At 67.8% G+C, this 20,662-nt stretch carries 18 protein-coding genes; 13 read left to right on the forward strand and 5 right to left on the reverse strand.

The features are described from left to right. Positions 1-13 precede the first annotated feature (13 nt). Both AC1DDH_RS14775 and AC1DDH_RS14780 read right to left on the reverse strand, forming a co-directional pair. Positions 14-727 carry a hypothetical protein gene (locus AC1DDH_RS14775; RefSeq protein WP_476856472.1) on the reverse strand — a complete coding sequence of 238 codons (714 nt, stop codon included), beginning with the start codon at positions 725-727 and terminating at the stop codon, positions 14-16. 135 nt (positions 728-862) lie between these two features. After that, positions 863-1,336 (reverse strand): Lrp/AsnC family transcriptional regulator, encoded by a 474-nt coding sequence (locus AC1DDH_RS14780; RefSeq protein WP_026266622.1) that lies wholly within the window; start codon positions 1,334-1,336, stop codon positions 863-865. A 195-nt stretch (positions 1,337-1,531) separates the two neighbouring features. On the opposite strand from AC1DDH_RS14780, the gene pdhA reads away from it, so the two are divergent. Genes pdhA through AC1DDH_RS14795 form a run of 3 tightly spaced genes read left to right on the forward strand, consistent with a single transcriptional unit; the run spans position 1,532 to position 5,135 of the window. Beyond that, complete coding sequence (gene pdhA / locus AC1DDH_RS14785; protein ID WP_374706662.1) at positions 1,532-2,710, forward strand: pyruvate dehydrogenase (acetyl-transferring) E1 component subunit alpha; 1,179 nt, start codon at positions 1,532-1,534, stop codon at positions 2,708-2,710. Next, complete coding sequence (locus tag AC1DDH_RS14790) at positions 2,710-3,720, forward strand: alpha-ketoacid dehydrogenase subunit beta (protein WP_476849401.1); 1,011 nt, start codon at positions 2,710-2,712, stop codon at positions 3,718-3,720. Before pdhA ends, AC1DDH_RS14790 begins: the two co-directional genes overlap by 1 nt. After that, positions 3,717-5,135, forward strand: a complete 1,419-nt coding sequence (locus AC1DDH_RS14795) for a dihydrolipoamide acetyltransferase family protein (RefSeq protein ID WP_476887214.1) — start codon at positions 3,717-3,719, stop codon at positions 5,133-5,135. Before AC1DDH_RS14790 ends, AC1DDH_RS14795 begins: the two co-directional genes overlap by 4 nt. A 229-nt stretch (positions 5,136-5,364) precedes the next feature. Here the strand turns inward: AC1DDH_RS14795 and AC1DDH_RS14800 are convergent, their stop codons facing one another. Then, positions 5,365-6,036 (reverse strand): SACE_7040 family transcriptional regulator, encoded by a 672-nt coding sequence (locus AC1DDH_RS14800; RefSeq protein ID WP_476856469.1) that lies wholly within the window; start codon positions 6,034-6,036, stop codon positions 5,365-5,367. A gap of 160 nt (positions 6,037-6,196) precedes the next feature. On the opposite strand from AC1DDH_RS14800, the gene AC1DDH_RS14805 reads away from it, so the two are divergent. The 7 genes from AC1DDH_RS14805 to AC1DDH_RS14835 all read left to right on the forward strand — a co-directional run bounded on the left by AC1DDH_RS14805 (position 6,197) and on the right by AC1DDH_RS14835 (position 14,297). Next, a complete protein-coding gene (locus tag AC1DDH_RS14805) occupies positions 6,197-7,804 on the forward strand; it encodes a carboxyl transferase domain-containing protein (protein WP_476887215.1) in 1,608 nt (535 codons plus the stop codon). A 7-nt stretch (positions 7,805-7,811) separates the two neighbouring features. Beyond that, a complete protein-coding gene (locus tag AC1DDH_RS14810) occupies positions 7,812-10,037 on the forward strand; it encodes an acetyl/propionyl/methylcrotonyl-CoA carboxylase subunit alpha (protein WP_476887216.1) in 2,226 nt (741 codons plus the stop codon). Positions 10,038-10,141: 104 nt separating this feature from the next. Beyond that, positions 10,142-11,305, forward strand: a complete 1,164-nt coding sequence (locus AC1DDH_RS14815; RefSeq protein ID WP_223914042.1) for an acyl-CoA dehydrogenase family protein — start codon at positions 10,142-10,144, stop codon at positions 11,303-11,305. Positions 11,306-11,324: 19 nt separating this feature from the next. Then, positions 11,325-12,125, forward strand: a complete 801-nt coding sequence (locus tag AC1DDH_RS14820; RefSeq protein WP_476932451.1) for a CoA transferase subunit A — start codon at positions 11,325-11,327, stop codon at positions 12,123-12,125. A gap of 2 nt (positions 12,126-12,127) precedes the next feature. Continuing rightward, a complete protein-coding gene (locus tag AC1DDH_RS14825) occupies positions 12,128-12,889 on the forward strand; it encodes a CoA transferase subunit B (protein ID WP_223914040.1) in 762 nt (253 codons plus the stop codon). Then, positions 12,886-13,458, forward strand: a complete 573-nt coding sequence (locus AC1DDH_RS14830; RefSeq protein WP_476955715.1) for a MaoC family dehydratase — start codon at positions 12,886-12,888, stop codon at positions 13,456-13,458. The genes AC1DDH_RS14825 and AC1DDH_RS14830 overlap by 4 nt, the downstream gene beginning before the upstream one ends. Next, positions 13,455-14,297 (forward strand): HpcH/HpaI aldolase/citrate lyase family protein, encoded by an 843-nt coding sequence (locus tag AC1DDH_RS14835; RefSeq protein WP_476871555.1) that lies wholly within the window; start codon positions 13,455-13,457, stop codon positions 14,295-14,297. Before AC1DDH_RS14830 ends, AC1DDH_RS14835 begins: the two co-directional genes overlap by 4 nt. 743 nt (positions 14,298-15,040) lie before the next feature. Here the strand turns inward: AC1DDH_RS14835 and AC1DDH_RS14840 are convergent. Beyond that, positions 15,041-15,769 carry a response regulator gene (locus tag AC1DDH_RS14840; RefSeq protein ID WP_476849410.1) on the reverse strand — a complete coding sequence of 243 codons (729 nt, stop codon included), beginning with the start codon at positions 15,767-15,769 and terminating at the stop codon, positions 15,041-15,043. Further along, positions 15,766-17,346 carry an ATP-binding protein gene (locus tag AC1DDH_RS14845; protein WP_476856463.1) on the reverse strand — a complete coding sequence of 527 codons (1,581 nt, stop codon included), beginning with the start codon at positions 17,344-17,346 and terminating at the stop codon, positions 15,766-15,768. Before AC1DDH_RS14845 ends, AC1DDH_RS14840 begins: the two co-directional genes overlap by 4 nt. Before the next feature lie 172 nt (positions 17,347-17,518). Here AC1DDH_RS14845 and AC1DDH_RS14850 point away from each other — a divergent pair, with 172 nt between their 5' ends. The 3 genes from AC1DDH_RS14850 to AC1DDH_RS14860 are packed head-to-tail and all read left to right on the forward strand — an operon-like array spanning position 17,519 to position 20,644. Beyond that, positions 17,519-18,565: a Bug family tripartite tricarboxylate transporter substrate binding protein gene (locus AC1DDH_RS14850; RefSeq protein ID WP_476849412.1), complete on the forward strand. Its 1,047-nt coding sequence runs from the start codon at positions 17,519-17,521 to the stop codon at positions 18,563-18,565. Between the two features lie 2 nt (positions 18,566-18,567). Beyond that, on the forward strand, positions 18,568-19,119 hold the full coding sequence (locus tag AC1DDH_RS14855) for a tripartite tricarboxylate transporter TctB family protein (protein WP_230009576.1): 552 nt from the start codon (positions 18,568-18,570) through the stop codon (positions 19,117-19,119). After that, positions 19,112-20,644: a tripartite tricarboxylate transporter permease gene (locus AC1DDH_RS14860; RefSeq protein WP_476955716.1), complete on the forward strand. Its 1,533-nt coding sequence runs from the start codon at positions 19,112-19,114 to the stop codon at positions 20,642-20,644. Before AC1DDH_RS14855 ends, AC1DDH_RS14860 begins: the two co-directional genes overlap by 8 nt. Positions 20,645-20,662: the final 18 nt, after the last annotated feature.

Below are 20,662 nucleotides of genomic sequence, written 5' to 3' on the forward strand. Positions count from 1 at the left end.
GGGTTTTTCGAGGTCAGCGCTGAGGCCTCAGCCGAATGTTCACCATCTTCAGCTCGTCGTGGCCCTCGAAACGGTAGGCCAGCTCCACACTTTTCGTGTCGCAGTCGATCGTTCCGGCCACGTCGGCGGCGTTGGAGCCGTTGTTGGAGCTGACGTTGAGGCTTGAAAAGTTCGGTTTACAGCTGCCGTCAAGCTCCAGGCTCTGCACCCCCGCGGCGAACTCCTCCGGCGAAATCTTCCGCATGAGGGCCGGATCCAGGTACTTCTCGTAGGCGGTGCTGACCTCACCGGCGATGAGCATCTTCGTGAAATCGTCAGCGATGCCCCGTGCCTGGTTGGTGGCTCCGCCCACCACGTTGAGCAGGACGACGGCGCCGGCACTTACCAGCAGGAGCACACCGCCGACGATCCCGAGGACAATCCACAGGGCCTTGCGGCTCTTTTTCGGGGGCGGCAGGGCGGCGCCGCCGTAGTAGGGCGGCGGCTGCCCCGGACCGCCGTAGTACGGAGGTGCGCCGTCGGCGGGTGGCGGGTAGCTGGGTGCCGCGCCGGTCGCGGGTGGCGGGTAGCTGGGTGCCGCGTAGTTGGGCACCGCGGCGTCGGCGGGTGGCCCGGGCGGCGGGGCGTAGTACGGAACGGGCGGCTGGCCGGGCGCCGGGTGGCCGGCTGCAGGCTCATGCCCGGGCTGCGGCGGTACCGGGCGGTGTGGTTCCTCGGGACTGCTCACGGTTCAAGCCTTTCCGGCAGTCCAGACAAGCCACTGCCTGTTGCACTGGGCCGCGTGCGCGGACCCAAGGACTCAGGGGGACCCAACGGACACAGCCTAGCGCCGCGGCCGCCCACGGCACAGATGAAAAGCGGATCAGTTATCGGCGGATCCGCGCTCCAGCAGGGGCTGGATCCGGAACGGGATCAGCTCGCCCATCGCCAGTGCGGTATCGGTCCGGTCCACGCCGTCGCACGCCAGTATCTTGCCGTTGATCCGGAACAGGTCCTCGGCGTCGAGCGCCACCACCCGCAGGAGCAGATCGGCCGAGCCCGTCAGGCCGTAGCCCTCCAGGATTTCCGGAATCCCGGCGAGCTCGACGGCGAGGGGTCCGAGCTTCTGCTGCTGGACGTGGACGGAGATGAAAGCCATCAGCGGGTACCCCAGGGACACCGGGTTGATCCGCCGCTCGAAGGAGAGGAACACGTGCTTCTTCTCCAGCTGGGCCATCCTGGCCTGCACCGTATTGCGCGAGAGTCCGAGCTTCTGGGCGAGGGCAACCACGGTCCGCCGGGGGTCCCGCGCCATGGCCGAAAGCAGGCGGGTGTCAGTGCCATCCAAGGTTTGCATAATGCGCAAGATTAGCACGGTTGGCGAACGTCAAACAGTGCATAATGCTCAACATTTTTGCGGGTGGTTGTACCCGATGAGCATTGTGAGTAGGGTCACAATTATCCGGGGCAACGGCGCCCGGGCGGCTGGCGCGCCGCGGGATCACGAGTCCTGCGAGTTCCGGTCAGACGACGTCAGAAGGTGCGGACAACAGTGTTTACCGACGACGCGGGCAAGGGCGGCATTGCCGCCGGGGGCCCCGGAAACAGTGAAAATTCTATGAGGCGGACGGGCGGCGACCTCGTCCAGCTCATCACCCCGGCGGGCGAGCGCATCAGCCATCCCGAGTTCGATCCCTGGCTCCAGGACGTCAGCGATGAGCAGCTCTGCGCGCTCTATGAGGACATGGTGGTCATCCGCCGGATCGATGCTGAAGCCACAGCCCTCCAGCGGCAGGGCGAACTGGCACTGTGGCCGCCACTGCTCGGCCAGGAAGCATCCCAGATCGGCTCGGCCCGCGCCCTCCGCGAGGACGACTTTGTCTTCCCCAGCTACCGCGACAACGGTGTCGCCTACTGCCGGGGAGTGAAGCCGGAGGACCTCGTCCGTGCCTGGCGTGGCAACGCCTCCGCCGGCTGGGACCCGTTCACCGTCAACGTTGCCACCCAGCAGATCATCATCGGCGCGCAGAGCCTGCACGCCACGGGCTACGCCATGGGCATCCAGAACGACGGCGCCGACTGTGTCGCCGTGGCCTACTTCGGCGACGGCGCCACGAGCGAAGGCGACGTCAACGAAGCCATGGTCTTCGCCGCGAGCTTCCAGGCGCCCGTCGTCTTCATCTGCCAGAACAACCACTGGGCCATTTCCGAACCCGTCCGGCTGCAGTCGCACATCCAGCTCGCGGACCGCGCCTCAGGCTTCGGCATCCCCAGCATGCGGGTCGACGGCAACGATGTCCTCGCCGTCATGGCAGCCACCCGCATTGCCCTGGACCGTGCCCGGCGCGGCGGCGGCCCCACCTTCATCGAGGCCGTGACCTACCGGATGGGCCCGCACACGACGGCGGACGACCCCACCCGCTACCGGGATGCCAACGAACTCGAAGACTGGGCCGCCAAGGACCCGATCAGCCGGATGAAGTCGCTGCTCGAGCGCAAGGGACTGCTGACCGCGGACCTCGAGGCCGCCGTCGCCGCGCAAGCTGACGCAGTGGCCAAGGAACTCCGGGCCGGCACCATCAACATGCCCGAGCCGCAGCCGCTGGATATCTTCAAGCACGTGTACAGCACGCCCAACTCCTGGCTGGACCGCCAGCAGGAGCACTACTCCCGTTACCTGGCTTCCTTCGGCGATCCCGCAGAAGCCGCTTCTGAAGAAGGTGCACGCTGATGACGCAGATGACCTTTGCCCGAGCCATCAATTCGGGCCTGCGCAAGTCCCTCGAAAACGATCCCAAGGTGGTCCTGATGGGCGAGGACATCGGCGCCCTTGGCGGTGTCTTCCGTGTCACCGACGGGCTGCAGAAAGACTTCGGCAAGCACCGCGTCGTGGACACCCCGCTCGCCGAATCGGGCATCATGGGCACCGCCGTCGGCCTGGCATACCGCGGGTACCGTCCGGTGGTGGAGATCCAGTTCGACGGCTTCATCTACCCGGCGTTCGACCAGATCGTCAGCCAGGTCGCCAAGATGCACTACCGCACCCAGGGCGCGGTCAAGATGCCCATCACCATCCGCGTCCCGTTCGGCGGCGGCATCGGCTCGCCGGAGCACCACTCGGAATCGCCCGAGGCCTACTTCACCCACACCTCGGGGCTGCGCGTGATCAGCGTGTCCAACCCCCAGGACGCCTACACCATGATCCAGCAAGCCATCGCCTCCGACGATCCCGTCCTGTACTTCGAGCCCAAGCGGCGCTACCACGACAAGGGCGAGGTGGACGAGAGCGTCGACCTGAGCTCTGCCCTGTCCATGGAAAAGGCCCGTGTTGTCACCGAGGGCACGGACGTCACCCTCGTGGCCTATGGCCCGCTGGTCAAGACCGCCCGCGACGCCGCCATGGCGGCCGCCGACGAAGGCATCTCGGTTGAGGTCATCGACCTGCGCTCGCTGGCACCGCTGGACTTCGCCACACTTGAGGCCTCGGTCCGCAAGACCGGCCGTCTGGTCATCACGCACGAGGCCAGCCAGTCCGGCGGCCTCGGCGCCGAAGTCGCCGCGAGCATCACCGAGCGCTGCTTCTACCACCTCGAGGCCGCTCCCGTCCGCGTGACCGGCTTCGATGTTCCCTACCCTTACTCCAAGCTGGAAATGCACCACCTGCCGGGCCTTGACAGGATTCTCGACGGCGTCGACCGTGCCCTCGGCCGCCCCAACTCCCTCAGCGGGCTGGAAGGATGAGCGCCACCATGATCAAGGAATTCAGGCTCCCGGACCTCGGCGAGGGACTGACGGAATCGGAAATCGTCGCCTGGAAGGTCGCGGTAGGGGACACCGTCACCCTCAACCAGATCATCGCCGAGGTAGAGACGGCCAAGGCCGTCGTCGAGCTGCCCTCGCCGTTTGCCGGCGTCGTCGCGGCCCTGCACGAACAGCCCGGCACCGTTGTTGAGGTCGGGAAGCCGATCGTCTCCTTCGAGATCGAGGGCGACGACGGCGCCGCCGGTTCCGGCGGCGGTGCTGGTGCGGACGGGGCCGCAGGCGGCAAGCGTGAGCCGAACCTCGTGGGCTATGGCGCGGTCCTGGAAGCGTCCGGCCGTCCGGCCCGCCGCGCCCGCACCTTCGCGGCCCCGGCGGCCCCTCCGGCCGTCGCGGCAGAGCCGGTGGCACCAGTACGTGCTGCTGAACCGGCCGTCTCTGCGCCGGCCGAATCCAAGCCGGTCGAAACCTCGGCGGCATCCGCGGCGGGGGAGCGCCCGCGGTCCACGCCTCCGGTGCGCAAGCTGGCCAAGGATCTCGGCGTCGACCTTGAGGCCGTGCCCGGTACCGGGGAGCGCGGGCTCATCACCCGCGACGATGTGCTGAACTTCGTCGGCGGCGGGGACCTGCCCGCGGCCGCCCAGGAGCCCGCCGGTGCGACGGCGCAGGCCGCAGGGCTTGTCCGGGCCCCGGGCGAGCGCGAGACCCGCACGCCGATCAAGGGCGTGCGGAAGTTCACGGCCGCCGCCATGGTGGCCAGTGCCTTCACCGCGCCGCACGTCACCGAGTTCCTGACCGTCGACGTCACGCCCACGATGGAGCTGCTGGCACGGCTCAAGGCCAGTCGCGCGTTCGCCGGGTACAAGCTCACCCCGCTGACGCTCGTGTCCAAGGCCGTGCTGATTGCGTTGCGCAACCACCCGACCCTCAACGCCCGCTGGGACGAGGCCAACCAGGAGATCGTCCAGTTCAACTACGTGAACCTGGGCATCGCGGCCGCGACCCCGCGGGGGCTGACGGTTCCGAACATCAAGGACGCGGACCGGATGTCCCTCATGGATCTCTCCTTGGCCCTGACGGAACTGACGGACACGGCCCGGGCCGGGAAGACAAGCCCTGAGGCGCTCTCCGGCGGCACGATCTCCATCACGAACATCGGCGTCTTCGGCATTGACGCCGGCACGCCCATCCTGAATCCGGGCGAGGCAGCCATCCTGGCCCTCGGCGCGGTCCGGAAGATGCCGTGGGAGTACAAGGACGAGGTCGCGCTGCGCCAGGTCATGACGCTCAGCCTGTCTTTCGACCACCGTCTGGTCGACGGCGAGCAGGGCTCGCGGTTCCTCCAGGACCTCGGCGCCATGCTGGCCGATCCGGGCATGGTCCTCGCGATGGTCTAGGTCCCTCTACACAGCTGCCGGCTGCCCCGTCCGAAAGGAAGGGGCAGCCGGCAGCTTCGTGGTGTGCGGGCTCCTTTGGGCGGGGTTGTCGCCGTCCCGGGGCGCATGGAGGACAATTTCGACGGCGGCGGCCCCGTTGACGGCGTCTCCGTGCCTAAGTCGCCATGGGGTGGACACGTGGGCGGTGGACACGTGGACCCGGGAGGGCGCCCGGGGCGGGGGGAGTTGCTTAGCCGAGCGGCTCGGTGGGAGCCGGTGCCAGGAGCGCGGCCAGCGCCATGCTTTCCAGCAGCGGCCTCGCGCGGCGGACCCCGATCCGGCGCCCGTGGCTGCGCACCGAGTGCGGGGTCGAGTTGATCAGCCCGAACGTGGCATGCGCGCGCATCCGCAGTTCGGCGGCCTCCGTGCCCTCGTGCAGTCCGGCCAGCACGTCCACCCAGAGTTCAACATAGTTGCGCTGAAGCGTGCGGACCTCGGCCTGGTCCTCGCCGGCCAGGTTGCTGAAGTCCTGGTCCTGGACCCGGATGACGTCCGGGTTGCTCAGCGCAAAGTCGACGTGGAAGGCCACCAGCCCGCCCAACGCCGCCAGATCGCCGTCGGAATCGGCCACCACCCTGCGGCCGCCGTCGAGCAGGTCCTGGCTGACACTGAGCAGCAGGGCGCCGAGGACGGCCTGCTTGCCGGCGAAGTGACGGTAGACCGCCGGTCCGCTGACGCCGGCCGCGGCCCCGAGATCCTCCAGGGAAACGCGGTTGAAGCCCTCCAGGGCAAAGAGCGCAGCGGCGGCGGACAGGAGGGCCTGCCGTCTGTTCGCCTTGGCCTGGCTGCGCTGGGTTGAGGCTGCCTGGGGCGGGGCTGCCTGCGCTGACGGAAGCTGGGCAGTCTGGCTGGGCTCGGTCACCGGCGCATCCCCTCTTTACAAAATGATCCCTGTGTTGGACATCACAGTTAATAGAGACTAACCTAAATCTCAGTTATGCGGTACTAACCGAAATAGTCGGGCGGCCTGAGTTGCCGCTCCGGCGCGCAAGTCCGCGCCGGTCAGGGAACGGAAACAGTCAATGGAGACAATCGCCAGCCGGGTGGATGCGACGAGCACCGCCTACGCCGCGAACCGGGAGGCCCAACTGGGGCTGGCCGGCGAGCTGAGGGAACGGCTCGCCACCGCCGCGCTGGGCGGGCCCGCGAAGTCCCGGGAACGCCACGTGGCGCGCGGCAAGCTCCTGCCGCGCGAGCGCATTGACCAGCTGCTCGACGATGGCAGCCCCTTCCTGGAGATCGCCCCGCTGGCCGCGGACGGCATGTACGACGGCGACTCGCCCGGTGCCGGCGTCATTGCCGGCATCGGGCTGGTGCACGGCCGCCAGGTGCTGGTCATTTCCAACGACGCCACGGTCAAAGGCGGCACCTATTATCCGATGACGGTGAAGAAGCACCTCCGCGCGCAGGAAATCGCCCTGGAGAACCGGCTGCCCTGCATCTACCTCGTGGACTCCGGCGGGGCGTTCCTGCCCAAGCAGGACGAGGTCTTCCCGGACAAGGAACACTTCGGCCGGATCTTCTTCAACCAGGCGAGGATGTCCGCGGCGAAGATCCCGCAGATCGCCTCGGTCATGGGCTCCTGCACCGCCGGCGGCGCCTACGTCCCCGCGATGAGCGACGAGACCGTGATTGTCCGCAACCAGGGCACCATCTTCCTGGGCGGCCCGCCGCTGGTGAAGGCCGCGATCGGCGAGATCGTCACGGCGGAGGAACTCGGCGGAGGCGACGTGCACTCGAAGATCTCCGGGGTCACGGACCACCTGGCCGAGAACGATGAGCATGCCCTCCAGATCGTCCGGGACATCGTCTCCACCCTGCCGAAGCCCTCCGCGCCAGTCTGGGACGTGGACACCGTCGTCGAGCCCGTTGCCGACCCGGATGAGCTCTACGGTGCCGTGCCCACGGACGTCAACGCCCAGTACGACGTGCGTGAGGTCATCGCCCGGCTGGTCGACGGCAGCCGGTTCCACGAGTTCAAGAAGAACTACGGCACCACCCTGGTCACGGGCTTCGCCAAGCTGCACGGCCACCCGGTGGGCATCGTGGCGAACAACGGCGTGCTGTTCAGCGAGTCCTCGCTCAAGGGCGCGCACTTCATCGAACTGTGCGACCAGCGCGGGATCCCGCTGATCTTCCTGCAGAACCTCTCCGGCTTCATGGTCGGCAAGGACTACGAGCAGGGCGGCATCGCCAAGAACGGCGCCAAGATGGTCACCGCCGTCGCCACCGCCAGGGTCCCCAAGTTGACCGTCGTGATCGGCGGGTCCTTCGGCGCCGGCAACTACTCAATGTGCGGACGCGCCTACTCCCCGCGCTTCCTCTGGATGTGGCCGGCGTCGCGGATCTCCGTCATGGGCGGCAACCAGGCCTCCAGCGTGCTCGCCACCGTGAAGCGGGACCAGTACGAGGCCCGCGGCGAGGAATGGTCCGCCGCGGACGAGGAAGCCTTCAAGGCCCCGATCAAGGCCCAGTACGAGGACCAGGGCAGCCCCTACTACTCCACCGCCCGCCTCTGGGACGACGGCGTGATCGACCCCGCGGACACCCGCACCGTCCTGGGACTGGCGCTCGACGTCGTCTCCCGCACCCCGCTGCCGGAGACCTCCTTCGGCCTCTTCCGGATGTGAGCCAGCCATGAATCTTTCTTCGCCGACCATCTCTTCGCCCACCACGCCTTCCGTGGCCACCCCTCCAGCCACCCCCACAACCGGCACCCCGCTGTTCGGCACCGTGCTCGTCGCCAACCGCGGCGAAATCGCCTGCCGCGTCATCCGGACCCTGCGCGCCCTCGGCATCCGTTCGGTCGCCGTCTATTCCGACGCCGACGCCGACGCGCGGCACGTGCGGGAAGCCGACTTGGCGGTCCGGATCGGGCCCGCCGCGGCCACCGAGAGCTACCTCAAGATCGAGGCCATCATCCAGGCCTGCCGCGACACCGGCGCCGAGGCCGTGCACCCCGGCTACGGCTTCCTGAGCGAGAACGTCGACTTTGCCCGCGCCCTCGAAGCCGCCGGCATCACGTTCATCGGCCCCGGCGTCGAATCCCTGAACGTCATGGGCGACAAGATCCGCTCCAAGAACCACGTCACCGGCTACGGCGTCCCCGTGGTCCCGGGCATCGCTGAACCCGGCATGACCGACGCGCGGCTGATCGAGGCCGCGGCCGGCGTCGGCTTCCCGTTGCTGATCAAGCCCTCCGCCGGCGGCGGCGGCAAGGGCATGCACATCGTCGAACGCGCCGAGGACCTGGAAGCCACCCTGGCCACCGCACGCCGGGTCGCCGCGAGTGCTTTCGGCGACGACACCTTGTTCCTGGAACGGCTCGTGCTCACCCCGCGGCACATCGAGGTCCAGATCCTGGCGGACAACCACGGCAACGTCATCCACCTCGGGGAGCGCGAGTGCTCGCTGCAGCGCCGCCACCAGAAGGTCATCGAGGAAGCACCGTCCCCGCTGCTGGAATCCCTGCCCGACGGAGCGGAGATCCGCGCCCGGATCGGCGAAGCCGCCTGCCAGGCCGCGCGCAGCGTCCACTACTCCGGCGCCGGGACCGTGGAATTCCTGGTCTCGGACGCCGCCCCGGACGAGTTCTTCTTCATGGAGATGAACACCCGCCTGCAGGTCGAACACCCCGTCACCGAGATGGTCACCGGCATTGACCTCGTCGAATGGCAGGTGCGCATCGCCGCCGGCGAGGAACTCACGGTGACCCAGGCCGACGTCGTGCTGACCGGCCACTCGGTGGAGGCACGCGTCTACGCTGAGGTGCCAGAGAAGAACTTCCTGCCGTCCATCGGACAGGTCGTGCTGCTGGACGAACTGCCGGACACCGCGAGTGGCAAGGTCCGTGTCGACTCGGCCCTGCTGGAGGGCCTCCAAATCTCGAGCAGCTACGACCCGATGATTTCCAAGGTCATCGCGTGGGGCGAGGACCGGGCTGAGGCTTTGGACACCCTCGATGAGGCGCTCGCCGGGTATACCGCGCTGGGCATCGACACCAACGTCGAATACCTGCGGCTGCTGATCAACGACGCCGACGTCCGCGCCGGACGGCTCGACACCGGCCTGATCGAACGGAAAATGCCGGAGTTCTCCTTCCGGCACCCGGGCGACTTCGAGGTGGCCGCTGCTGCCGTCTTCGCCGCTGCGATGCACGGGCATGAAACGCAGGACGCCGGGACAGGCCCCTGGCATCTCGGTAACGGGTGGCGGCTCGGTGCAGCTGCCCCGCGCCGGATCAGCCTGGGGACCCCCGACGGCGGTATCGCCACGGTGCAGGTATCCGGCTCCTTGGCGCGGGGGACGGCGACCGTGGCAGTCCACGGCGGCCCGCGACGCCCGGCATCATTTCGGTCCACCAAGCGAGGCACCGCGGAGTTGACTCTGGGCGACGAATCCCGCAGCTACGCGCTGGCGCCTGTCCACCGCGGGCCCGTCCCCCCTGGCCCCGGCAACCCGATGCCAACGGAAGTGTTCCTCGGCAACGAGGGCTGGTCCTGCCGGCTCGAGGTGCTCACCCGGGAGACCCGGCTCGCCCGGGTGCTGGCCGCGATCGAACGCGAGGAAGGCGCCGCCGACCCGGCGGTGCGCTCGCCGATGCCCGGCACCGTGGTGTCGGTGTCCGTCGGCAACGGCGACGCCGTGGAGGCCGGCCAGGTCCTGCTCTCGGTGGAAGCCATGAAGATGGAGCACCAGCTCGTGGCGCCCCTGGACGGAACCGTCCACATCAGCGTCGGCTCCGGCGACCTCGTCAAGGCCGATCAGGTGGTGGCAACGATCCACCCCGCTGTTCCGACTGAACCCTCGAAAGCGGAGGACACGATCGAGGAAGCCGTCATCGCGATGGGCGCGGCCGAATGACCGAACCGCACTGATCCCACCGCCTCCACCACGGCACACCAACCCCGGCACACTCAACACCTTTCAACAGACCACCGATGTACCTCAGAAACAGGAGTCACCCCATGGCAGATTTTGAACTCAGCGAGGACTACCAGATCCTTAGCGACACCGTCCGCGAATTCGCCGACGAAGTGGTGGCCCCGGTCTCCGCCAAGCACGACGAAGAGCACAGCTTCCCCTACGAGGTCGTCTCCCAGATGGCGGACATGGGCCTGTTCGGCCTGCCCTTCCCGGAAGAGTTCGGCGGCATGGGCGGGGACTACTTCGCCCTGGCCCTGGCCCTGGAACAGCTCGGCCGGGTGGACCAGTCTGTCGCGATCACCCTCGAGGCCGGCGTCTCGCTCGGTGCGATGCCGATCCACCGCTTCGGGAATGAGGCGCAGAAGCAGGAATGGCTGCCGCTGCTGGCCTCCGGCAAGGCGCTCGCCGGCTTCGGCCTGACCGAGCCGGAAGCCGGCTCGGACGCCGGCGGCACCAAGACCACCGCCAAGCTGGGCGGTGGTGAGTGGGTCATCAACGGCAACAAGGAGTTCATCACCAACTCCGGCACGGACATCACCAGGCTCGTCACCGTCACCGCGGTGACCGGCCAGGAGGAACGCGCGGACGGCAGCATCAAGAAGGAAATCTCCACCATCCTGGTGCCCACCAACACTCCGGGCTTCACAGCGGAAAAGGCCTACAACAAGGTCGGCTGGAACGCCTCGGACACCCACCCGCTGACGTTCAACAACGTCCACGTCCCCGAGGAGAACCTGCTCGGCACCCAGGGCCGCGGCTACGCCAACTTCCTCTCCATCCTGGACGAAGGCCGGATCGCGATCGCGGCCCTGGCCGTCGGCGCGGCCCAGGGCTGCGTGGACCAGTCGGTGAAATACGCCAAGGAACGCAGCGCGTTCGGGCAGAACATCGGCAAATACCAGGCCATCGCATTTAAGATCGCCCGGATGGAAGCCCGCGCCCACACGGCCCGCCTGGCCTACTACGACGCGGCCGCCCGGATGCTTGCCGGCAAGCCGTTCAAGACGCAGGCGGCCATCGCTAAGATGGTCGCAGGCGAGGCAGCCATGGACAACGCGCGGGACGCCACCCAGGTGTTCGGCGGCTATGGCTTCATCAACGAATTCACCGTGGCGCGCCACTACCGCGACTCCAAGATCCTTGAAGTCGGCGAGGGCACCACGGAGGTCCAGCTGATGCTGATCGCCCGCGAACTGGGACTGTAGCCGGCCGGAAGGATCACCGATGATCAACAAAGTTGTTGCCAGCGCCGCCGAGGCTGTCGCGGACATTCACGACGGCGCCTCCCTCGCCGTCGGCGGGTTCGGGCTGTGCGGCATTCCCGTGACGCTGATCGAGGCCCTGCATGAGCGCGGTGCCACGGACCTGGAAACCGTCAGCAACAACTGCGGCGTCGACGACTGGGGCCTCGGGATCCTGCTCAAGGACGGCCGGATCCGGCGCACCATCAGCTCCTACGTGGGGGAGAACAAAGAGTTCGCCCGGCAATACCTTTCCGGCGAGCTGGAGGTGGTCCTCACCCCGCAGGGCACGCTGGCCGAAAAGCTGCGCGCCGGCGGCGCGGGCATCCCCGCGTTCTACACCCCGGCCGGCGTCGGCACCCAGGTGTCCGACGGCGGCCTGCCGCAGAAGTACGACGCCGAGGGCAACGTCGCGATTGCCTCCGCCCCGAAGGAAGTCCGCAGCTTCCACGGCGCCGACTACGTGCTGGAGGAATCGCTGACGCCCGACTTCGGCCTCGTGCACGCCTGGAAGGGTGACCGCCACGGCAACCTCGTCTTCCACGCCACGGCCATGAACTTCAACCCGCTGTGCGCCATGGCAGGGAAGATCACCATCGCCGAGGTCGAGGAACTCGTGCAGCCGGGGGAGCTGGACCCGGAGCACGTCCATGTCCCAGGGATCTTCGTCCAGCGCGTGGTTCTCGCCCCACAGGGTGAGAAACGCATTGAGAAGCGGACGGTTGCGGTGGCCACCGGTGCCTCCGGCGCACCAAAACTGTCGCCAGAGCAGGCAGGAGCCTAGCCGTGGAAACGAACAAAGCCGCAGAGGCCCCGCCCCGTCCCGAGGCCGTGCGCCACGAATACCGGCGCTCCGCCGTCGAACACGACGCCGGTACTGAGGGCAAGGGCTGGACCCGCAATGAACTTGCGGCCCGCGTGGCGCAGGAACTGCACAACGGCCAGTACGTCAACCTCGGCATCGGGATGCCGACGCTGATACCCAACTACATTCCGGCCGGCGTCGAGGTGGTGCTGCATTCGGAAAACGGCATCCTGGGTGTCGGGCCGTACCCGGCCGAGGATGAAGTCGACCCGGACCTGATCAATGCCGGCAAGGAAACCGTCACGGTCAACAAGGGCGCGGCGTTCTTCGATTCCGCCGCCTCCTTCGGCATGATCCGGGGCGGCCACGTCGACGTGGCCGTGCTCGGCGCGATGGAGGTCGCCGTCAACGGCGACCTCGCCAACTGGATGATCCCGGGCAAGATGGTCAAGGGCATGGGCGGCGCGATGGACCTGGTGTTCGGGGCCAAGAAGGTGATCGTGATGATGGATCACGTGGACCGCAACGGCAAGCCGAAAATCGTGGAAACCTGCACGCTGCCGTTGACCGGCAAGGGCTGCGTGGACCGGATCATCACCGACCTCGCCGTGATCGACGTCGTGACCGAGGGCGGGAAGTCCCGGCTGGTGCTGCGGGAACTGGCGCCGAACGTGTCTGTGGAGGACGTCGTGGCGGCCACCGGAGCCGAACTCTTTGAGGAAGACCAGGAACTGACCGTATGAGTGATGCAGGCACGACGTCACCGGGCCCAGGCGCACACCCGGGTGCCGGCACCCCCCGGGTGATCGAGCAGCGCGGCCTCTATTTCGATGAGCTGGAGGAGGGCGTGGTCTACGCCCACCGGCCGGGCCGGACGCTCACGGAGACGGATAACGTCCTGTTCACCACCATGACCATGAACACCCAGGCCCTGCACCTCGACGCGGCCTGGAGCGCCGGGCAGCCCTTCGGCCAGCGGCTGATGAATTCGATGTTCACCCTTGCCACCGTGGTGGGCCAGTCCGTGCCGCAGCTGACCCAGGGCACCATCATCGCCCAGCTCGGCCTGACGGATGTGTCTTTTCCGAACCCGCTGTACCACGGGGACACCCTGTACACGGAGACGGTGGTGACCGGGAAGAGGCTGTCCGCGTCCCGCCCGGGGCAGGGCATCGTGACCATGCAGCACACCGGACGGAACCAGCACGGGGACGTGGTGGCGCTCGCCGCCCGCAGCTGCCTGATGTGGACACGCGAGGCCCACGCCGCTGCCGAGCTGGAAGCGGCGCAAAAGGGGAGAATAGAGACATGAGTTTCCTGATGGGCCCTGCCCTGCTGTTCTGCCCCGCCGACCGCCCCGAGCGGTACCAAAAAGCCGCGGAACGCGCCGATACCGTGATCGTGGACCTTGAGGACGCCGTCGCCCCTGCCGACAAGCAGCGGGCCCGCGGCGCCATCCTTGCCCAGCTCGGCGCCACCGGCGACGTCCCGGAACTGGATCCGTCCCGCACGGTCGTCCGGGTCAACCCGGCCGGCACGGACGAGTTCGAGAAGGACCTGCACTGCCTCAAGCACACGCCCTACCGGCACATCATGCTGGCCAAGGCGGAGAGCGCTGCCCAGCTGAGGGAACTCGAGGGCTACAGCGTGATTGCCCTCTGCGAGACGGCCGCCGGCGTCCTCAACGCCGCCGCCATCGCCGCCGAGCCCAACGTGGTGGCCCTGATGTGGGGTGCGGAGGACCTGCTGGCATCGCTCGGCGGAACCTCCAGCCGGGCGGAGGACGGCAGCTACCGGGCCGTCGCGCTGCACGCCCGTTCCAGCGTGCTGCTGGCCGCCGGCGCCTTCGGCAAGGACGCGATCGACGCCGTCTACGTCAACATCCCGGATCTGGCCGGACTGGCACTTGAATCACGTGACGCGGTGGCGTCCGGATTCTCGTCCAAGGCCTGCATCCATCCGGACCAGGTGGCCGTGGTCCGCGAAGCCTATGCACCCTCGGAGGCCGACGTCTCGGCAGCCGCGGAGCTGCTCGATGCCGCCTCCGCGGCAGGCTCGGGCGTCTTCCAGTTCAAGGGCAAGATGGTCGACGGGCCCATCCTCAAGCACGCCGCGTCCACACTGCGCCGCGCGGGCCGCGTCGGGTCCTGACCGCGGGCCGGCTGCCCACCGACACGTGCAAACCAACGTGTGCCCACCAACGTGTGCCCACCAGCGTGTGCCCGGGTGAAGCTCTGCCGTGTGAAACTCGCCGATTCGCCACAGATGGTCGGATTGGCTGATCGTATTGCGGCCATCTGCGTCAATTGGGTGCCCTGTGGCTCTGAATCCTCGACCATTCTCCGAGGCCTTGTGCCGATGGGTCCCTGGGCGGCTGCCGGCGTCCCGGGGCTGGCGCCGGGCAACTTTGTGGGTGCCGAGGTGGGACTCTGCCGGGCTGGACTTCGCGATTCGCCAGAGATGGCCGGATTGGCTGGGCCTATTGCGGCCATCTGCGTCAATTGAGTGCCCTGTGGCTCTGAATCCTCGACCATTCTCCGAGGCCTTGTGCCGATGCGTCCCTGGGTGGCCGGCGTCCCGGGGCTGGCGCCGGGCAACTTCGTGGGTGCCGAGGTGGGATCCTGCCGGACTGGACTTCGCGATTCGCCACAGATGGCCGGATTGGCTGATCCTATTGCGGCCATCTGCGTCAAATGGGTGCCCTGTGCCGCGCAACCCCAGGCCCGTGCCCCGCATTTGTGCTACGTGTCCCGTGTGGCCGTCATGAACTGGACATGCTCAGTGTGGCCGTCATGAACTGGACATGCTCAGTGTGGCCGTCATGAACTGGACATGCTCTGTGTGGCCGTCATGAACTGGACTTGCTCATTGCTGCCTCCAAGAACCGGACATGTTCAGCGGCGCCAGAGATAGCGGTTCTCCGGCCGGCCCGCGGCTCCGTAGCGGGGCGTCAGCCGGGCATGGCCGTGAACCACGAGGTACTCGAGGTAGCGGCGGGCGCTGACCCGGGACAGGCCCAGTTGCAGCGCCAGGCCGGCCGCGGAGACGTCCTCCGGACTGGCCTTCAGTGCCTCGATGACCGCGTCCAGGGTGGGGCGCGACAGTCCCTTGGGCAGCCGTACGGCGGCCTGGTCCGGCTGGGCGGGCTGACCCGCCGGGGTTTCCGCCACCGCGGACCGGCGGGAGGGCGCCACCAGGCGGTCGATGCTCGCCTGGTCAAGCGGCCCGGAAGCGCCGGAGGCCAGATCGTCCCGCAGCATGACGTACTCGTCGAGCCGTTCGTTCAATGCCTGCGAGGAGAAGGGCTTGACCAGGTAGTGCAGCACCCCGCCGGCCATCGCGCCACGGACCGTGTCAAGCTCCCGGGACGCGGTGATCACGAGGACATCCACCGGCCGCCGGCGCGCGCGCAGCCGCTGCAGGACGTCCAGGCCGGACATGTCCGGCAGATGGATGTCCAGCAACACCAGCTCCGGGCCCAGCTCCGCGGCCAGATCGATGCCCTGCTGCCCGGTGTGGGCCATGGCCACGACGTCGAATCCGCCGCGTGCCAGCAGGAACCCGTGATGGATCCCGGCCACTGCTACGTCATCGTCAATGATGAGGGTGCGTATGGCGTTCATTGGTTTTGTAGTTCCGCCTCTTTTGTTCTGAGCACTACCGAGAAGCAGGCTCCGCCCAACGCCGATGAGGATACTGCCGCCCGGCCTCCGCGCCGGAGGGCAACCCGCTGGACCAGGGCCAGCCCAAACCCGCGGCTGTTGATTCCCTCGGACTCCTTGCTGGTCACGCCGGGCTCGAACACTTTAGCGCGTTCAGGAACCGGGACGCCGGGTCCGTCGTCCTCCACCACGATGGTCCGCCCGCCGTCGGCGCTCTCGCCCAGCCGGATGGCAACAGTGCTGTCGTAACCCGCAGCGTCCACAGCGTTGTCGATCAGGTTGCCCAGCACCGTGATGACGTCGCCCGAGTCATCAACCGAGCACAGCGAATCCGGGCTGACGATGATCTCGATGCCGCGCTCGGCGCAGACCGTGGACTTCGCGATCAGCAGCGCCTGGACGCCGTGGTCGGTGATTCCGGCCGCCAGCGGCCGGTTCGCGAAGACGGCGTCGTTGTGGCTGCGGCCCAGGTATTCGATGGCTTTGTCCTGCTTTCCGAGCTCCAGCAGCCCGGAGATGACGTGCAGTTTGTTGGCAAATTCGTGCGCCTGGGCGCGGAGTGCCTGCGTCACGTCCACGGCGCCGTCGCGGTCACGCAGGACCGTGTGGAGCTCGGTGCGGTCGCGCAGGATCAGCACCTTTCCGACTTCGCGGCCGTCGACGGTGGCCGCATTGACCTTGCCCAGCAGGATCCGTTCACCCGAGAGCACCAGTTCCTCCGTGGCGGATCCGGCCGAGAGCAAGCGGAGGACCGCCGGTTCCAGGCTTGCCGCTGCAGGGGTCCCGGTGATGTCCCCTGCCAGGGCGAGCAGGCGGCGTGCCTCATCGTTGACCAGCGCGACCCTGCCGTCGGCGTCCACCGCCACCAGTCCTTCACCCAGGCCGTGGAGCATGGCGTCGCGCGTTTCCAGCAGGGCAGCGATGTCCTCGGGCTCGAGTTTGTAGATCCGCCGCCACACCAGTTTCGAGACATACATCGCGCCCAGCGAACTCAGCAGTGCCGCCCCGAGCAGCCAGCCGAACAGCTGCGGCATGTCCTCATGGAGGTCGGCGGCCAGGGTGCTCTCCAGCACCCCCACGGATGCGGAGCCGATCACGGCGCCGGCCGCATCGAAGATGGGAACCTTCACCCGCCAGGACTCACCGAGCGTGCCCGTCTGGGTACCCACGTAGATCTCCCCGGACAGCGGCACGGACGGATCGGTGGAGACCGGCCGGCCGATTTCCGCCGGATTGGGGTGCGACTGACGGACCCCGTGCCGGTCCGTCACCACCACATAGGTGACGTTGGATGCCTGCCGGATGACTTCCGCGATCGGCTGGATGGTCTGCGCCGGCGACGATGTGCCGAACGCGTTGATGACCGAGGGCAACTGGGCAACACTTTCGGCGACGCCGATCAGCCGGCCCTTGTAGGCGTCACGGAGCTGTTGTTCCTGCATCCGGATGGTCACGGCCCCCACCACCGTGAGGACAGCCAGCACGATGCCCAGCTGCAATGCGACCAGCTGGAACCGAAGGGGAATCTTGTGAAACATGTCACAAGTTTCCCATTGGGGGCGCAGCCCGCCCGCCAAAAAGACGGCCGGGGCCGTGACCAATATGACCACTACTACCTCTACGGCCAAATGCTGTTGCCGTTCGGCGGGCGCTCCTAGGGTCAGTGACGTGATTCCAATGATGTGCATCACATTCGCCCTAGGAGAAACCATGACTTCCCAGAACTTTTTCACGCGGCCCGCTTTCACGCGTCCCACCCACACACGTCGCGCCGCCCTCATTGCCGGCGCCGCCGGAGTCGTCCTGGCCATGTCCGCCTGCGCGGGAAGCGGAACCGGCACCGCTGCCGGCGGGTCCGCGGGCGCCGATCCGATCAAGAAGCTCAGCATCATCGTCCCGGCCAACCCCGGCGGTGGCTGGGACCAGACCGGACGTGCCATGCAGCAGGACCTGCAGACCAACAAGCTCGTCTCCTCCGCCCAGGTCACCAACATTGGCGGCGGCGGCGGGACCAACGGCCTCGCCAAGCTCGCCACCGAGAAGGACGTCAACACCCTCATGGTGATGGGCTACGTCATGGTGGGTGCGGTCGAGACCAATGGCGCCAAGACCCGGCTCGAAGACACCACCCCGATCGCGCGGCTCACTGAAGAGCCGCTGGTTCTCGTGGTGCCGGCGTCGTCGAAATACCAGTCGGTCGCCGACCTCGTCGCGGACATCAAGGCCAACGGCAAGGGCGTGGCCATCACGGGTGGCTCGGCCGGGGGCGCGGACCACATCCTGGCCGGGCAGATCCTGAAATCCCAGGGCGTGGAGGCGGACAAGCTGAACTACATCGGCTACTCCGGCGGCGGCGAGTCCATCGCGGCGCTGCTCGGCAACAAGGTCCAGGCCGGCATCTCCGGCGTGGGCGAGTATGCCGAACAGGTCAAGGCCGGCAAGGTCCGGGCGCTCGCCGTCTCCGGAAAGGCCGAGGCCCCGGCGCTTCCCGGGATCAAGCCGCTCAAGGACCAGGGGATCGACGTCGTGCTGACCAACTGGCGCGGCGTGGTGGCCCCCGGGTCCATCGACGACGCCCAGCGAGCGAAGCTGACCGACGTCGTCACCAAGCTGCACGCGTCAGAGGCCTGGAAGTCCACCCTGACCAAGAACAACTGGGACGACGCGTTCCTGGCCGGTGACGGCTTCAAGACCTTCCTGACCGAGGACATCGCCAAGGTCAAGACCACCCTGACCCAGATCGGCCTGGTCAAGTAACAGTGTCTGACCTCGCATCAACGTCTGCACCCGCCGCGGCGCCCCCTGCGGCGCCCGCCAAGCGGCCGACCGGGGAGATCCTGTTCGCCCTCGTGTTCGTCAGCGTGGGCGTCGCGGGCCTGGCGACGGCGGGATCCATTCCGATCCCGCCGTCGGAGACCGGCATCGGCCCGCGTGCCTTCCCCTACATCGTGTGCGGCTTGCTGGTGCTGTGCGGCGCCGGGGTGGTCCTGCAGGTCCTCCGCGGCAAAGTCGGGCAGGCCGAGGACAGCGAAGATCTGGACGTGACCGCAAAGACCGACTGGGTTGCCCTGGCCAAACTGGTGGGTTTCGTGGTGCTGCACATCTTCCTGATCGAGCCGGCCGGCTGGCCGGTGGCCGCCGCCGTGCTCTTCAGCGGTGCCGCCTGGTCCCTGGACGCCAAACCCCTCTGGAAGGCGATCGCCGTGTCCGTGATCCTGGCGCTGGTGCTGCAGTACGTCTTCGGCGGCCTGCTCGGCGTGTCCCTGCCGCCAGGGCCGCTGTTCGAGGGGGTGCCGTTCTTCCATGGATAGCTTCATGCTCCTGCTCGAAGGATTCAGCACCGCGCTGCAGCCCGTCTACCTGCTCTACGCCCTGGGCGGGGTCTTCGTCGGCACCGCCGTCGGCGTGCTGCCCGGCATTGGCCCCGCCATGACCGTGGCCCTGCTCATGCCCATCACCTATGCCCTGGACCCCGCGGCTGCGTTGATCGTGTTCGCCGGGATCTACTACGGCGGCATGTACGGCGGTTCCACCACCTCCATCCTGCTGAACACGCCGGGCGAGTCCTCCTCGATCGTCACGGCGCTCGAAGGAAACAAGATGGCCAAGGCCGGCAGGGGAGCGGCAGCCCTGGCGACGGCGGCGATCGGATCCTTCATCGCGGGCACCATCGCGACGGTCCTGCTGACCTTCCTGGCGCCCGTCGTGGCCGACTTCGCCGTCGGCCTCGGCCCCGTGGACTACGTGGCCCTCATGGTGGTGGCCTTCCTGACCGTCGGTGCGCTGCTGGGCGCCTCCGTCCTGCGCGGCCTGGCATCCCTGGCGCTCGGGCTGTTCATCGGCCTGATCGGTATCGATGACAGCACGGCCCAGCAGCGCTTCACGTTCGACAACCCCACCCTGGTTGACGGCGTCGACATGGTCCTCGTGGCCGTGGGCCTCTTTGCCCTCGGCGAGGCGCTTTATGTCGCATCGAAGCTGCGGCACGGCCCGGTGGAGCTGATCCCGGTCAGCAAGGGCAAGAACGCCTGGCTGTCCAAGGAGGACTGGAAGCGGTCCTGGAAGCCGTGGCTGCGTGGAACCTTCATCGGGTTCCCGATCGGCACCGTCCCGGCCGGCGGCGCGGACGTCTCCACGTTCCTGTCCTACGCCGCCGAGCGGAAGCTGGCCAAGGGCGCCAACAAGGCCCAGTTCGGCAAAGGCGCGATCGAAGGCGTCGCCGGACCGGAAGCGGCCAACAACGCCGCGGCCGCCGGTGTCCTGGTGCCGTTGCTGACCCTCGGAATCCCGACGACGGCGACGGCGGCCATGATGCTCACGGCGTTCCAGCGCTACCAGATCCAGCCCGGCCCGCTCCTGTTCGAAAACCAGGGCGCGCTTGTCTGGACCCTGATCGCATCGCTGTACGTCGGCAACCTCATGCTCCTGGTGCTGAACCTGCCCCTGGTGGGCCTGTGGGTGAAGATCCTGCAGATCCCGCGGCCCTACCTCTACGCCGGCATCCTGGTCTTCGCCGCCCTCGGCGCCTTCTCGGTGAACTTCTCCCCGAGCGACGTCGGCATCCTGCTGATAGTGGGCATCCTGGGCTACTTCATGCGCCGCTACGGCTATCCCGTGGCGCCCATGGTGGTGGCGATGATCCTGGGACCGATGTTCGAGGTGCAGTTGCGGCGCTCGCTGCAGCTCTCGCAAAACGACCCCACGGCCCTGTTCTCCTCACCGTTCGCCCTGGTGGTGTACGTCTCCATGGCACTGATCTTCGCCGCCTCGTGGTGGCTGCGCCGCCGCCAGGCAACGTTGGAGGCTGCGCCGGCGAAGGAAGAGGTGTCCGTCTAAGCGCGGGCGTTGGACTGA

Source organism: Arthrobacter sp. 10T425 (assembly GCF_056393985.1).

Coding starts and splice junctions, on each gene's coding strand:
- AC1DDH_RS14780 (WP_026266622.1), bottom strand. CDS start 1,336: ATGCAAACCTTGGATGGCACTGACACCCGCCTGCTTTCGGCCATGGCG.
- AC1DDH_RS14790 (WP_476849401.1), top strand. CDS start 2,710: ATGACGCAGATGACCTTTGCCCGAGCCATCAATTCGGGCCTGCGCAAG.
- AC1DDH_RS14795 (WP_476887214.1), top strand. CDS start 3,717: ATGAGCGCCACCATGATCAAGGAATTCAGGCTCCCGGACCTCGGCGAG.
- AC1DDH_RS14805 (WP_476887215.1), top strand. CDS start 6,197: ATGGAGACAATCGCCAGCCGGGTGGATGCGACGAGCACCGCCTACGCC.
- AC1DDH_RS14810 (WP_476887216.1), top strand. CDS start 7,812: ATGAATCTTTCTTCGCCGACCATCTCTTCGCCCACCACGCCTTCCGTG.
- AC1DDH_RS14815 (WP_223914042.1), top strand. CDS start 10,142: ATGGCAGATTTTGAACTCAGCGAGGACTACCAGATCCTTAGCGACACC.
- AC1DDH_RS14820 (WP_476932451.1), top strand. CDS start 11,325: ATGATCAACAAAGTTGTTGCCAGCGCCGCCGAGGCTGTCGCGGACATT.
- AC1DDH_RS14830 (WP_476955715.1), top strand. CDS start 12,886: ATGAGTGATGCAGGCACGACGTCACCGGGCCCAGGCGCACACCCGGGT.
- AC1DDH_RS14835 (WP_476871555.1), top strand. CDS start 13,455: ATGAGTTTCCTGATGGGCCCTGCCCTGCTGTTCTGCCCCGCCGACCGC.
- AC1DDH_RS14840 (WP_476849410.1), bottom strand. CDS start 15,769: ATGAACGCCATACGCACCCTCATCATTGACGATGACGTAGCAGTGGCC.
- AC1DDH_RS14845 (WP_476856463.1), bottom strand. CDS start 17,346: ATGTTTCACAAGATTCCCCTTCGGTTCCAGCTGGTCGCATTGCAGCTG.
- AC1DDH_RS14850 (WP_476849412.1), top strand. CDS start 17,519: ATGACTTCCCAGAACTTTTTCACGCGGCCCGCTTTCACGCGTCCCACC.
- AC1DDH_RS14860 (WP_476955716.1), top strand. CDS start 19,112: ATGGATAGCTTCATGCTCCTGCTCGAAGGATTCAGCACCGCGCTGCAG.